Source organism: Acidipropionibacterium thoenii DSM 20276, from assembly GCF_000423445.1.
GTDB lineage: Bacteria > Actinomycetota > Actinomycetes > Propionibacteriales > Propionibacteriaceae > Acidipropionibacterium > Acidipropionibacterium thoenii.
In genome coordinates this window covers 54,975-69,150 of the sequence record NZ_AUHZ01000013.1, presented here as the reverse complement: position 1 = coordinate 69,150, position 14,176 = coordinate 54,975, and the positions used below count along the sequence as shown (strand labels likewise).

12 protein-coding genes are annotated in these 14,176 nt (G+C 69.1%); 11 read left to right on the top strand and 1 reads right to left on the bottom strand.

The features are described from left to right. Nucleotides 1-31 precede the first annotated feature (31 nt). The 7 genes from ispG (at nt 32) to G554_RS0105905 (ending at nt 8,114) form a co-directional block, all read left to right on the top strand. Nucleotides 32-1,174, top strand: coding sequence for a flavodoxin-dependent (E)-4-hydroxy-3-methylbut-2-enyl-diphosphate synthase (gene ispG, locus G554_RS0105935; RefSeq protein ID WP_036924820.1), 1,143 nt, complete (start codon nt 32-34; stop codon nt 1,172-1,174). A gap of 1 nt (nt 1,175) precedes the next feature. Further along, on the top strand, nt 1,176-2,024 hold the full coding sequence (locus G554_RS0105930; RefSeq protein WP_027587191.1) for a GNAT family N-acetyltransferase: 849 nt from the start codon (nt 1,176-1,178) through the stop codon (nt 2,022-2,024). Between the two features lie 100 nt (nt 2,025-2,124). Beyond that, nucleotides 2,125-3,735 carry a circularly permuted type 2 ATP-grasp protein gene (locus G554_RS0105925; protein ID WP_027587190.1) on the top strand — a complete coding sequence of 537 codons (1,611 nt, stop codon included), beginning with the start codon at nt 2,125-2,127 and terminating at the stop codon, nt 3,733-3,735. Beyond that, nucleotides 3,729-4,640 (top strand): alpha-E domain-containing protein, encoded by a 912-nt coding sequence (locus G554_RS0105920; RefSeq protein ID WP_027587189.1) that lies wholly within the window; start codon nt 3,729-3,731, stop codon nt 4,638-4,640. Before G554_RS0105925 ends, G554_RS0105920 begins: the two co-directional genes overlap by 7 nt. Before the next feature lie 3 nt (nt 4,641-4,643). Further along, nucleotides 4,644-5,486 (top strand): transglutaminase family protein, encoded by an 843-nt coding sequence (locus G554_RS0105915; RefSeq protein WP_027587188.1) that lies wholly within the window; start codon nt 4,644-4,646, stop codon nt 5,484-5,486. A gap of 95 nt (nt 5,487-5,581) precedes the next feature. Then, nucleotides 5,582-7,327: a proline--tRNA ligase gene (locus G554_RS0105910; protein WP_027587187.1), complete on the top strand. Its 1,746-nt coding sequence runs from the start codon at nt 5,582-5,584 to the stop codon at nt 7,325-7,327. Nucleotides 7,328-7,337: 10 nt separating this feature from the next. Beyond that, a complete protein-coding gene (locus G554_RS0105905) occupies nt 7,338-8,114 on the top strand; it encodes a sulfite exporter TauE/SafE family protein (RefSeq protein WP_211220410.1) in 777 nt (258 codons plus the stop codon). Here G554_RS0105905 and G554_RS0105900 read toward each other — a convergent pair whose 3' ends face one another. Continuing rightward, nucleotides 8,115-9,032 carry a DUF4439 domain-containing protein gene (locus tag G554_RS0105900; protein WP_027587185.1) on the bottom strand — a complete coding sequence of 306 codons (918 nt, stop codon included), beginning with the start codon at nt 9,030-9,032 and terminating at the stop codon, nt 8,115-8,117. A gap of 70 nt (nt 9,033-9,102) precedes the next feature. On the opposite strand from G554_RS0105900, the gene rimP reads away from it, so the two are divergent. From rimP to infB, 4 genes are all read left to right on the top strand, one after another. Next, entirely contained in the window at nt 9,103-9,630 is a 528-nt protein-coding gene (gene rimP / locus G554_RS0105895) for a ribosome maturation factor RimP (RefSeq protein WP_027587184.1), read from the top strand. Between the two features lies 1 nt (nt 9,631). Then, nucleotides 9,632-10,624: a transcription termination factor NusA gene (nusA, locus tag G554_RS0105890; RefSeq protein WP_027587183.1), complete on the top strand. Its 993-nt coding sequence runs from the start codon at nt 9,632-9,634 to the stop codon at nt 10,622-10,624. Further along, the gene (locus G554_RS0105885) at nt 10,621-10,887 is read left to right on the top strand and encodes a YlxR family protein (RefSeq protein ID WP_027587182.1); all 267 of its coding nucleotides are present in this window, start codon (nt 10,621-10,623) and stop codon (nt 10,885-10,887) included. Before nusA ends, G554_RS0105885 begins: the two co-directional genes overlap by 4 nt. Before the next feature lie 218 nt (nt 10,888-11,105). Continuing rightward, nucleotides 11,106-14,150: a translation initiation factor IF-2 gene (infB, locus tag G554_RS14975; RefSeq protein WP_036924817.1), complete on the top strand. Its 3,045-nt coding sequence runs from the start codon at nt 11,106-11,108 to the stop codon at nt 14,148-14,150. Nucleotides 14,151-14,176 lie beyond the last annotated feature (26 nt).

Genomic DNA, 14,176 nt, shown 5'->3' with positions numbered 1-14,176 from the left:
TGGATAACTTCGAATCAGGAGCAGCACCTCGATGACCGTGAACCTTGGCATGCCTGCAGCCCCGCCCGCCACCCTCGCGCCCCGACGCAGCACCCGCCAGATCCGGGTGGGCGATGTCCTGGTCGGCGGTGGTGCCCCGATCTCCGTGCAGTCCATGACGACCACGAAGACCCATGACATCGGCGCCACCCTCCAGCAGATCGCCGCTCTGACCGCGGCCGGCTGCGACATCGTGCGGGTCGCCTGCCCCACCGACAAGGACGCCGAGGCGCTGCCGATCATCGCCAAGCAGTCGCAGATCCCGGTGATCGCCGATATCCACTTCCAGCCCAAGTACGTCTTCGCCGCGATCGAGGCCGGTTGCGGGGCGGTGCGCGTCAACCCGGGTAATATCCGCAAGTTCGACGACCAGATCGCCGCCATCTGCGCCTGCGCCGCCGAGCACCAGGTGAGCCTTCGGATCGGCGTCAACGCCGGATCGCTGGATCCCCGGCTGCTGGCCAGGTACGGCGCCCCGACCGCCGAGGCGATGGTGGAGTCGGCGCTGTGGGAGGCGAGCCTGTTCGAGGCGGTCGGTTTCCACGACTTCAAGATCTCGGTCAAACACCACGACCCGGTCGTGATGATCAGGGCCTACCAGCAGCTGTCGGCGCAGTGCGACTACCCGCTGCACCTGGGGGTCACCGAGGCCGGACCGGCCTTCCAGGGCACCATCAAGTCCTCGGTGGCCTTCGGCGCCCTGCTGTCCCAGGGCATCGGCGACACCATCCGGGTCTCGCTGTCGGCCGACCCGGTCGAGGAGGTCAAGGTCGGGATCAAGATCCTGGAGTCGCTGAATCTGCGCCCGCGCGGTCTGGAGATCGTCTCCTGCCCCTCCTGCGGACGCTGCCAGGTCGACGTTCTCAGCCTGGCGAACCAGGTCACCGACGCCCTCGAGGGAGTCACCGCGCCGCTGCGGGTGGCCGTGATGGGCTGTGTGGTCAACGGGCTGGGAGAGGGCCGTGAGGCCGACCTGGGGGTCGCCGCCGGCAATGGCAAGGGCAAGATCTTCATGCATGGCGAGGTGATCCGCACTGTTGCCGAGGATGAGATCGTGGCGACCATCGTCGAGGAGGCCCACCGGATGGCGGCCGAGATGGGTGAGGCCGGCGAACCCGTCGTCTCGGTCTCCTGAGGTGGCCACCCGGGTCCGGACACTCGACGACACCGACCGGGGTGCCGCCATCGAGTTGCTGTCCGCCGACCCGGTCGGCAATGTCTTCCTGCTGTCGCGGATCGCCCAGTACGGTCTGGCGCACCATCGGCTCGGCTGCTACGTCTTCGGGGCCTGGCACGGCGATGAGCTGGTCGGCCTGCTGCACGCCGGGGCGAATCTGGTGCCGGCCTGCAGCGACCCGCAGGTGCTGCCGCGGCTGGCGGCCCATCTGGGCCCCTGGCGCAACGCCACCTCCATCATGGGACGCGCCGACCTGGTGGTCGGCCTGCACGCCGAACTGGTGCGGCGCTGGGGCAGGCCCTGGTCCCAGGTCCGCGAGCTGCGAGCCCACCAGCCGCTGATGGTGATGGGTCCGCAGGCCGTGGTGGCCCCCGATCCGCGGGTCCAGACCGTGACGCGCCGTGACTTCGAGTCCTACTTCCGGGCCGCGGTGGCGATGTACACCGAGGAGGTCGGCGTCTCCCCGTTGGACCCCGGCAATGGCTACCGGCGTCACATGGGACAGCTGGTCGACCTGCGCAACTGCTTCGCCATCGTCGATGAGACGCCGGGGCAGCGAGTGGTGCGGTTCAAATCCGATATCGGGGTGGCGTGGGGGAGCATCTGTCAGATCCAGGGAGTCTGGATGGATCCGGCCTGGCGCCACAGCGGCGCCGCCGCCGCGGCGATGTCGGGGGCCGTCGAGCTGTGCCGGGCCCGATACCCGACGGTCTCGCTGTATGTCAACGACTTCAACACCCCGGCGGTGAGGTTGTACCAGCAGGTCGGCTTCCGGCAGGTCGGCGAGATGGCGACGGTCCTCTACTGAGGCTGTTCGGGGCCGTCGTGACGGCGCCGGGCCGACACCTGAAACCTGCCCGTAACGAGTTCGTGCGGGCCCGTAACACGGCCGGGGCAGCATGCCCGGCATGGACTCGTTGTTGGACGGCTACCCGCTCTCGCCCCAGATCCATGACGAGCTGCTCGGCGTCGACGGCGTCCGTCCCGAGTGCGAGCCGCTGGCCGCGGGATTCGACAGGCTCGGTGCCGTGGAGGTCGGTGCCCGGGCGGCCTACCTGGCCTCCCGATATGTCGACTCCGGTGTCACCTTCGATCTGGGCGGCACCGAGAAGCCCTTCCCGCTGGACATCATGCCGCGGATCATCACGGCCTCGGAATGGAACACCATCAGCACGGGAGTGGCCCAGCGGGTCTACTCCCTGGAGCGCTTCCTCGGCGACGTCTACGGCAACGGCAAGGTCTTCGACGACGGCGTGGTGCCCCGGCGTCTCATTGTCACCTCACCGAACTTCGTGCGCGAGGTGGCCGGCATCACCCCGGCCAACGGGGTGCGCATCCACGTCGCCGGGATCGACCTGATCCGCGACGGCCAGGGCACCATGCGGGTCCTGGAGGACAACGTCCGGATCCCCTCCGGGGTCTCCTATGTGCTCACCAACCGGGCCGCGATGGCCGGGGCGATGCCCAAGGTGATGCGCCAGTACGACGTCCAACCGGTCGACACCTACCCCTCCAGGCTGCGCGCCGCCCTGGAGGCCGCCGCACCGGCGGGGGTCAGCGAGCCCAATGTCGTGGTGCTGACGCCGGGAATGTTCAACTCCGCCTACTACGAGCACTCCCTGCTGGCCCGCACGATGGGCGTGCCGCTGGTCGAGGGCCCCGACCTGGTGTGCCAGCAGGGCCGGGTCTACGTGCGCACCACGATGGGCCTCAACCGCGTCGACGTCATCTACCGCCGGGTCGACGACGAGTTCCTGGATCCGGTGCACTTCCGCGGGGACTCGGTGCTGGGAGCCGCCGGGCTGGTCTCGGCGATGGCCAATGGCACCGTCACGGTGGCCAATGGGATCGGCAACGGGGTCGCCGACGACAAGCTCATCTACACCTACCTTCCCGACCTGATCCGCTACTACTGCGGTGAGGAACCGGTACTGCCCAATGTCGACTCCTGGCGTCTGGAGGAGCCCGGGGCGCTGGAGGAGGTCCTGGACCGGCTCGACGAGCTGGTCATCAAGCCCGTCGACGGGTCGGGCGGCAAGGGAATCATCATGGGTCCCGAGTGCACCAAGGAGGAGTTGGACGCCGCGCGGGTCAAGCTGCGCGCCGATCCACGAGGCTGGATCGCCCAGCCGCTGATCCAGTTGTCGACGGTGCCGACCTTCGTCGGCGACCGGCTGCAGCCCAGGAGGGTCGATCTGCGGCCCTTCGCGATCAACGACGGTGACGCCATCTGGGTGCTTCCCGGTGGCCTGACCCGGGTGGCTCTGAGAGAGGGCCAGTTCATCGTCAACTCCTCACAGGGGGGCGGATCCAAGGACACCTGGGTGCTGGCCGACCGGCACCCGGTCGAGCAGCCGACGGTGCCGGGTATCCAGCTCCAGGCCGCCGCCACCGGAGATGTGGCGGTGGGACCGCTGACCAGCTCCGAGCCGATGGACAAGCCGGACCGATCGGCCTGGGAGGCCCAGCAGGGTCAGCAACAGCAGACCCGGATCGACGAGGAGGTGGAGTCATGCTGAGCCGGCTGGCGGAGTCGATGTTCTGGATCGGCCGATATCTGGAGCGGGCGGAGGACATCGCCCGGCTGCTCCAGGTCCACCTGGAGGTCACCGCCGAGGAGACCAGCCGCAACCGCAGCACCAACTCCACGGCGCTGCTGGAGGGCCTGGGAGCCGACCCCTCCGAACACGCCGGACCCACCGAGGTCTGGCAGATACTCGGCCATGACCCCGACTCCCCGGTCTCGATCGTCTCGGCCCTGTCCAGCTGCCGCAATGCGGCCAGGCGAGCACGGGAGGTGCTCTCACTGGGCACCTGGGAGGAGATCAACCGGGCCTGGCGGGCAGTGGCCCAGGGCCAGCTCAACAGCACCTACCAGCAACTGGCGTTGCGCACCGTGCTGGACCACTGCTACGCCATCACCGGGATCATCTACGCCACGATGCCCCACGACGAGGGCTGGGAGTTCCACCACCTCGGCCGGTGCATCGAGAGGATCGACATCACCGCCCGGCTGGTCTCGGTGGCCCCGGTCGGGGAGGCCGCCAGCCAGATCGCCACCCTGCGCGCCTGCGGTGCCGATCATGCCTTCCTCATCAGCCGCGGCGGGGACCGCAGCCGCGGTGCGGTGATCGACTTCCTGCTGCGCGACAGGTTGAGTCCTCGTTCGGTGGTGCACTGCCTGGCTGAGGCCGAGGACTGCCTGGAGCGCCTCGACGTGGGACGTCGCACCGGCTTCCAGTCCGACGCCCAGCGTCTGCTGGGCCGGGCCCGTGCCGAGTTCGAGTACCGTTCCGATGCGGCCCTGCTGGTCGGGCTGTCCGACCAGATGGCAGGGCTGAGCCGCACCTGCCACAGCGCCACCGATGCCCTGTCGGCCCACTACTTCCAAGGGGCCGACGCGTCCCGGTGGCATGAGGGATGATCGATGACCTCCACACTGCGAATCCAGCACCGCACCGATGTGCACTACGACGGACCGGTGAACCAGAGCTTCGACGAGGTGAGAATGACCCCGTTGTACTCCGACTCCCAGCTGATCCGGAGCACCGCGATCACCATCACCCCTCAGCCCTGGCACTTCTCCTATGTCGACTACTGGGGCACCCAGGTGACCTCCTTCGAGCTGCACCACCCCCATGACCGCCTGACGGTCAACGCCGACACCACCCTCGACATCGTCAAGCTGCCCCATGTCGACTCCGGGATGAGGTTGCCGGAGGTCCGTGTCGGCCACGAACGCTGGTACGAGTACGTCGTCAACTCCCCGGTCACCGCCCCTGGCGAGGACCTGTCCGAACGGGTCCATGAGGTGATCGACGACTCGATGACCATCTGTCAGATCGGTCACTCGATCTCCGAGATGATCCACGAGGAGGTCAACTACGTGCCCGGCTCCACCCGGGTCGACACCACCGCCCAGCAGGCCTGGCAGGCCCGGTCGGGGGTCTGTCAGGACATCGCCCACCTGGTGATCGGCGCGCTGCGCACTTTGGGCATCCCGGCCCGTTACGTCTCGGGATACATGATGCCCAGGACCGAGGCCGCCCTCGGCGAGCCGGTCGAGGGCCAGACCCACGCCTGGGTGCAGTGGTGGGACGGCCGGTGGAACGGCTTCGACCCCACCAACATGGTCGAGACCGGGGAGAGCCACGCCAGGGTCGGCACCGGTCGCGAGTACAACGACGTCGCCCCCTTCAAGGGAGTGTTCTCAGGCCCCGGGGTGACCACCACCTACGAGGCCGCCGTCATCATCCGCAAACTGGCCTGAGGGTTCAGGTAGGATCTGCCCGGATCGTGCCTGGTCACGCCGAAGGGCGGCGGAGGGCTCAGCACGTCCAGAGAGGTCAGCACGTGTTGACGCGCATGTCAGAGCTGTTCGTCCGGACGCTTCGGGAGGATCCGGCCGACGCCGAGGTCCCCAGCCATCGCTGGCTGGTCCGTGCCGGGTACATCCGCCGGGCGGCCCCGGGAATCTACACCTGGCTGCCGCTGGGTCTGAAGGTGCTGCGCAAGGTGGAGGGCATCGTCCGCCAGGAGATGGACGCCATCGGCGGACAGGAGGTGCTCTTCCCCGGGCTGCTGCCCGCCGAGCCCTACCAGCTCACCAACCGCTGGGTGGAGTACGGCGACAACCTGTTCAGGCTGCGCGACCGCAAGCATGTCGACATGCTGCTGGGACCCACCCATGAGGAGATGTTCACCCTCCTGGTCAAGGATCTCTACTCCTCCTACAAGGATCTGCCGCTGGTGCTCTACCAGATCCAGACCAAGTACCGCGACGAGGCCCGGCCCCGGGCCGGCATCCTGCGCGGCCGCGAGTTCGTGATGAAGGACTCCTACTCCTTCGACGTCGATGACGAGGGCCTGGACGCCTCCTACCGGCTGCACCGCGAGGCCTACATCAGGATCTTCGACCGGCTGGGCTTCGACTACGCCATCGTCAAGGCGATGTCGGGTCCGATGGGTGGGTCCCGCTCCGAGGAGTTCCTGGCCGTCTCGGCCAATGGCGAGGACACCTTCGTGCGGTCCCCGGGCGGGTACGCCGCCAATGTCGAGGCCGTCAGCGTCGCCGCCCCCCAGACGGTGGACTACTCCGGTGTGCCTGCCCCCGACGTCGTCGAGACGCCGAATGTGCCCACCATCGACACCCTGGTGGCGATGGCCAACCAGGTGAGGCCGCGGACCGACCGTCCCTGGACCGGCGCCGACACCCTCAAGAACGTGGTGTTCATGGTGACCTGGCCCGACGGCACCAGGGAGCCGCTGGCCATCGGCCTGCCCGGTGACCGCGAGGTCGACGAGGCCCGGCTGGCGGCGGCTCTTGAGCCTGCCGTCGCCGAACCCTTCGGCGAGGAGGACTTCGCGGCCAACCCGGCTCTGGTGAAGGGATACATCGGGCCGGGGGCGCTGGGGGAGGGGAATGCCTCGAAGGTGCGCTACCTGGTCGACCCGCGGGTGGTGACCGGCACCAGCTGGATCACCGGTGCCGACCAGCAGGGCCACCATGTGTTCAACCTGGTCGCCGGCCGCGACTTCACCGCCGACGGCACCATCGACGTCGCCGATGTCCGCGAGGGGGACCCGGCCCCCGACGGCTCGGGGCCGCTGACCCTGACCCGTGGCATCGAGATGGGCCACATCTTCCAGCTCGGCCGCAAGTACGCCGACGCGCTGGGCCTGAAGGTGCTGGACCACCAGGGCAAGCTGGTCACCGTGACGATGGGCTCCTACGGGATCGGCGTCTCGCGGGCAGTGGCGGCGGTGGCCGAGTACACCTGCGATGACCGCGGCCTGGCATGGCCGCGGGAGGTGGCCCCCTATGACGTCCACGTGCTGGCCACCGGCAAGAGCGCAGACGTCGTCGATGAGGCCGCCAGGATCGCCGGTGACCTCCAGGACGCCGGACTGGACGTGCTGCTGGATGACCGCAAGGCCTCCCCGGGAGTCAAGTTCGCCGACTCCGAGGTGCTCGGGATGCCGACCTCGGTGGTGGTCGGGCGTGGCCTGAGGAACGGCGTCGTGGAGATCCGCGACCGCCGCTCGGGTGAGGCCCGCGAGGTCCCGGTGGCCGATGCGGTCGCCGAGATCCTCGCCGAGGTGCGCGGCTGAGGCGGTGTCCCTGCCCGAGCACGTCATCGCGCTGCTGATCCTGGCGGCCCTGCTGGCCGGCTGGGTGGACGCCGTGGTCGGCGGGGGAGGGCTCATCCAGCTGCCCGGCCTGCTGCTGGGGATGCCCTCCGACACCCCGGTGGCCAGCGTGGCCGGCACCAACAAGGTGTCCTCCTTCGCCGGGACGCTGAGCGCAGCGGGGGCCTACCTGCGCTCGGTGAGAGTGCACTGGGCCAGCGCCCTGGCGGTGATGGCCGGGTCATGCCTGGGATCCTCCGCGGGAGCGCACCTGGTGCAGTACCTGCCCCGGCGATGGTTCATCCCGATCGTGCTGGTGGTGCTGATCGGGGTCGGGATCCTCACCTGGCGCCGCCCCTCGATCGGGCTGGAGTCGAGGGTCCGCCACCGGGGCCGGGGGCTGTACCTGCGGCTGGTCGGGATCGGGCTGGCGATCGGCTGCTACGACGGGGCGATCGGCCCCGGCACCGGGACCTTCTTCGTGATCGCCCTGGTGGGGCTGATCGGCTACGGCTTCCTGGAAGCCAGCGCGATGGCGAAACTGGCCAACCTCACCACCAATGCGGCGGCTCTGGTGGTGTTCTGGGTCGACGGCGTCATCTGGTGGCGGTTGGGCCTGATGATGGCCGCCGCCAACGTGGTCGGAGGTGTCGTCGGGGCCAGGATGGCGGTGCGCGGCGGCAATCGCTTCGTGCGCCGGGTCTTCCTGGTGGTGGTCGCCGGTCTGACGATCAAGCTCGGCTGGGACCTCGTCTCCCAGTGGATCTGATCACACCCAGCCCGGCCAGCCGGGCACGGCCGAGCCGAGCGCCATGGCGTGGGCCAGCGGAGTGCTCATCGCCGTGATCGCGGTGCTGCGCCGATCTCCGGAGGAGGCGGCCACCACCCGACCCCAACCGGCCAGCACACCCAGTTCCAGCCCGACCCACAGGTCCTTGGTGGAGGCCGAGGTCGAGGGGGTGGCCGGCATCGGGTAGCCCGGCAGCAGAGGGGTGGGGGAGGCCGAGGCAGCGCGCAGCTCCTCGCGCAGCGCGGAGCGCTCGGTGTTGACCTCCTGCAGCCGCTGCTGGCCCTGGCTGCGCAGCGGATCGGAGGAGGCCAGCTGTCCGATACCCCACTCCAGGCCGGTGACCAGGGCATTGAGCCGGCTCAACAGCACCTGCTGGGCGCTGGGGAGCGGTTCGGTGGGCAGCGCCGTCGGGTAGACGTCGCCGGTCCGGGGAGCCGGGCCGGTCGTGGAGACATTGCTGCAGAAGACCGACAGGCTGGCCCACAGCAGCCCCATGGCGGGGTCGCTGGCAGCGGTGGCGACCGTCCTGTAGTGGTTTCCGGCGGCGCGCTCGGCGGCGATCAGGTTCCCGCTCGTCGGCGCAGCGGTGGGGGAGATCACCGCGGTGGTGTCGGCATTGCGCCCGGCCAGTGGATCGGCCTGGGCCAGCACCGTGGCATGGATCGTGTGGGCGGCTGCGATCCCGGCCAGGCCGGAGGCCCTCGCCAGCTCGGCCAGAGAGGTCTCGGTGGCGACCCCGGCACGACGTTCTGCGGTGATCGGCAGCGGTGTCGCCGATGAGCCGGCCTGCGATCCGGTTCCGACCAGGGGGGAGACGCGGTAGCAGCCGGTCAACCCCAGGCCCAGGGCCAGACCCACTCCGAGAACGGCACGTCGGCTGGGGGTGGCAGAGCTCATGGCTGCAAGGCTATCGGTGGTCTTCTAGAATGGCCTGCACAACAGCAACTACAACAGGATGAGGCCACCGATGAACGAGAACCAGCTCGCCGGCATCATCGAGCCGCTGCTCGACCAGTTCGGCATGGAGCTCGACAAGCTGGACGTGGTGGCCGCCGGCCGGCGCCGGCTGGTACGCATCACTGTCGACGGTGACGGCGCCGATGGCCACGGGCCCGGACTCGACGAGATCGGGGAGGCCTCCTCGGCGATCTCGCGGGCCCTCGATGAGTCCACCGTCACCGGTGAGGCGCCCTACACTCTCGAGGTCTCCTCGCGCGGTGTCTCCACCCCGCTGACCCGGCCCCGGCACTACCGGCGCAATGTCGGGCGGCTGCTGGTCGTGACACTGGAACCCCAGGACGGTGCCAGGTCGGAGAAGATCACCGGGAGAATCCTGGCGGCCGACCAGACCGGTGTCACCCTCGAGGTCCCGGCGCCCGGCTCCAAACCCCACAGGCCGATGGTGGTCAGCCGTGAGATCCCCTTCGACCGGATCCGGCGCGCCGTCGTGCAGGTCGAGCTCAACCGCAAGCCTGACAACACTGAGGAGAACTGAGATGGATATCGATCTGGCCGCGCTGCGGATGATCGAGCGAGAGAAGGACATCCCCCTCGACTACCTCGCCGAGACCCTTGAGGACGCCCTGCTCAATGCCTACGCCAAGACCGAGCACCCCGAGCCCGGAGCCCGCGTCGAGCTGGACCGCAGGACCGGCAACGTGGCAGTGCTGATTCCCGAACGCGATGAGGCCGGCGAGATCATCGGCTGGGCCGATGGCACCCCCTCCGATTTCGGCCGGGTGGCTGCCTCCACTGCTCGTCAGGTGATCTTCCAGCGGCTGCGTGAGGCCGAGGACGAGCAGAAGTACGGCCAGTTCCAGGCTGTCGAGGGGGATGTCGTGACCGGCGTCGTCCAGCAGTCCTACCGCGACAAGGGAACGGTGCGGGTCGATCTGGGAGCCATCGAGGCGATCCTGCCGCCGGCTGAGCAGGTCCCCGGCGAGACGTACAGCCACGGACGTCGGCTGCGGGTCTATGTCGTGGCGGTCCGCAAGGAGCAGCGCGGCCCCCAGGTGGTGGTCTCGCGGACCCATCCCAATCTCGTCAAGAAGCTCTTCGCCCTCGAGGTGCCCGAGATCGAGCAGGGGGTGGTCGAGATCAAGGCGTTGGCCCGTGAGGCCGGCCACCGTACCAAGATCGCGGTGACCTCCCACAACCCCGACGTCTCGGCCAAGGGCGCCTGCATCGGGCCGATGGGCCAGCGGGTCCGCGCGGTGATGCACGAGCTGGATGACGAGAAGATCGACATCATCGACTGGTCGGAGGATCCGGCCACCTTCGTGGGGGCGGCCTTGTCGCCAGCCAAGGTCAAGAGCGTCACGGTGGTGGATCCGGCCACCAGATCCACCCGGGTGATCGTGCCCGACTACCAGCTGTCGCTGGCGATCGGGCGGGAGGGCCAGAACGCCCGGCTGGCCAACCGACTGACCGGTTGGCGGATCGACATCCAGCCCGACAACCCCGTGGGGCCGGCCCCCAGCCAGCGGTGAGCCGCCCGCAGCGCAGCTGCGTGGGATGCCGGGCGAAGGGCGATCCGGCGTCGATGGTCCGCTTCGTGCTGGATGCCGGGGACGGGGAGGTCGCGACGGTCCGGTGGGATCCGCTGGGTCACCACCCCGGGCGCGGGGCCCATCTGCACCCCGGCCCCCGGTGCTGGGAGCAGGCCGTGCGCGGCGGCTTCGCCCGGTCCTTCCGGCGGCGGGTGCGGGTGGTGCCACCCGAGGCGCAGTGGTCCTGCCCGGTGGAGCGCTGAGCGGGTGAGGTTGGTGTGACGGGGGCTTTTCGGTAGAGTGGTCCACGCACGTCCGCCGGAAACCTCCGGTGACCTCACCGAACTATGCCCTCCTCCTCACGGAAGCGGGCGGTCAAGAAAGTGAGCAGACGCTCATGAATACTCGATGAGTACGCAGCAATGAGCATTCGCAACATCTAGTTGGCCCGAGCCAACACGGCCGGGTCCGAAGGAGAGTAGTGGCCAAGGTCCGTGTCTATGAGCTTGCAAAAGAGCTCGGACTGACAAGTAAGCAGCTTTTGGGGAAGCTGGGCGACATGGGAGAGTTCGTCCGATCAGCCTCCTCCACGATCGAGGCGCCGGTGGTCCGGCGCGTTCGTGACCAATTCAAAAACGCCTCTCAGGGCGCCGACGGCGGTCAGGCCAGGTCGGCCGGTCGTCCCGGATCCGGCAGCGCCAGGCCCGGCGCCACCAAGCCCGGTTCCGGCAAGTCCGCCCGGACAGCTACCGAGGGTTCCGACCCGGCGGCCGGCGGCGGGCAGCAGCACAGGCCCGCGTCGCACACCGGCGGGCCGCACCCGACGCCGGGGCCGCGTCCCGGCCATTCGAGTGGTTTCAACACCGCTCCGGGCGGTTCCTCGGCGGCGCGTACCAGCGTGACCCCTCGGCCCGGGCTCATCAAGCCCGGCCCGCACCCCCAGGGGGGCAGCACCCCCGAGGCCTCCAAGGAGGCCACAGATCACCGTGGTCAGGGTGGTAGCCATGCCGGCGGTGGTGCTTCCGCACCCGAGGGCACCAGGCCGACGACCTCGGCCTCGCGTCCCGGCCCGCATCCCGCCGGCCCACGGACAGGCTCGGGCCCGCGTCCCGGGTCCGGGTCTGGTGCACCGCACCAGGGCCCGCGTCCCGGCGGTTCGCGATCCACCTCCACGCCAGGCCCGCACTCCGGTGCCAGGCCCGGACCCAAGCCCGGGGCTCGCCGCAGCTCCGGTCCACGCCCGGGAAACAACCCATTCGCCTCCAGCCAGGGGATGGGCCAGAACCGGCGTCGTCCCGAGGGCACTGGCGGTCGTTCGGGTACCTCACGTCACGACGGGACGGTGCGCCCCGGCGGCGACCGGATGCCCCGTCCCGGCGGCAGCTCCGGAATTCCGCATCCGAATCCGGCGATGATGCCCAAGCATCAGTCCAAGGAGATCGGTCAGCAGTCCGGTCCGGGGCGCGGTGGCCGCGGAGGCGGTCGCGGCGGTCGTTCCGGTGGTCCGGGTCGCGGCGGTTTCGGCGGACCCGGCGGTTTCGGCGGTGGCGGCGGTTCACGTGGACCGGTCGGCGGTGGCCGCGGTGGCCGTGGCGGCCGTGGCACCCAGGGTGCCTTCGGACGCGGCGGCTCGGGCGGTCGTCGTGGCCGCAAGTCGCGGAAGCAGCGCAGGCAGGAATTCGACGAGATGCAGGCACCGCTGGTCGGCGGTGTGCGCGTCCACAAGGGCAATGGCCAGACGGTGCGGTTGCGCCGTGGCGCCTCGCTGACCGACCTGGCGGAGAAGATCAACGCCGAGCCGGCGCAGCTGGTGCAGGTGCTGTTCAACCTCGGCGAGATGGTGACGGCCACCCAGTCGGTCTCCGACGAGACCCTGGAGATCCTGGGCACCGAGCTGGACTACAAGATCCAGGTCGTCTCGCCCGAGGACGAGGACCGCGAGCTGTTGGAGTCCTTCGACCTCGAGTTCGGTGAGAACGAGGGGGACGAGGACGATCTGGCACCGCGTCCGCCGGTCGTGACCGTGATGGGCCACGTCGACCACGGCAAGACCAAGCTGCTGGACACCCTGCGCCACGCCCATGTGGTGGAGGGCGAGGCCGGTGGCATCACCCAGGCGATCGGCGCCTACCAGGTCGAGACCGAGGTCGACGGGCACGATCGCAAGATCACCTTCATCGACACCCCCGGCCACGAGGCCTTCACCGCCATGCGTGCTCGCGGCGCCAAGTCCACCGATATCGCGGTGCTGGTGGTCGCAGCCGATGACGGTGTGATGCCCCAGACGGTCGAGGCTCTCAACCATGCCAAGGCGGCCGATGTGCCGATCGTGGTGGCGGTCAACAAGATCGACAAGCCCGGTGCCGATCCCGAGAAGGTCCGCGGCCAGCTCACCGAGTACGGCCTGGTCACCGAGGAGTACGGCGGCGACACGATGTTCGTCAACTGCTCGGCCAAGACCGGCGAGGGACTGGACCAGCTGCTCGAGGCGATCATCCTGACCGCTGACGCAGCCCTGGACCTGCGCGCCAACCCGGACATGCCCGCCCAGGGTGTCGCCATCGAGGCGCACCTGGACAAGGGCCGTGGCCCGGTGGCCACCGCTCTGATCCAGCGCGGCACGCTCAACATCGGCGACTCGATCGTGGCCGGTTCGGCCTACGGTCGTGTCCGTGCCCTCATCAACGACAAGGGCGACAACGTCGAGAAGGCGCTGCCCTCGGATCCGGTGCAGGTGCTCGGGCTGACCTCGGTGCCAGGCGCCGGGGACAACTTCCTGGTCGTCGAGGACGACCGGATGGCCCGTCAGATCGCTGAGAAGCGTGAGGCCCGGATGAGGGCTGCACGGCAGGCCAAGTCCTCGCGGCGCAAGACCCTCGACGAGTTGTTCGATCAGCTGGAGAAGGGCGAGACCCAGGAGCTGCTGCTCATCCTCAAGGGTGACGGCGCCGGTTCGGTGGAGGCCATGGAGGACGCCCTGGCCAAGATCGACGTCGGCGACGAGGTGGATCTGCGGGTCATCGACCGCGGTGTCGGTGCCATCACCGAGACCAACGTCGACCTGGCATCGGCCTCCAATGCGGTCATCCTCGGCTTCAACGTGCGCCCGACCGCGCACGCCGCCAAGATGGCCGACGAGGAGAACGTCGACATCCGCTACTACTCGGTGATCTACGACGCGATCGACGACATCGAGGCGGCCCTCAAGGGCATGCTCAAGCCGATCTACGAGGAGAAGTCGCTCGGGTCCGCGGAGATCCGTCAGATCTTCCGCTCCTCCAAGGTGGGCACCATCGCGGGTTGCATGGTCACCGACGGGATCATCCGCCGGCACGCCAAGACCCGTCTGGTGCGCGACGGCGTGGTGGTCACCGAGACCGAGATCAACACCCTGCAGCGGGAGAAGGACTCCGTCACCGAGGTGCGCGAAGGGTTCGAGTGTGGCCTCACACTGACGAACTACTCCGACATCCACGAGGGTGACGAGCTGCAGTGCTACGAGATGGTCGAGAAGCCGCGGGAGTGATCCCCGGCGTGATCCACGCAGGCTGA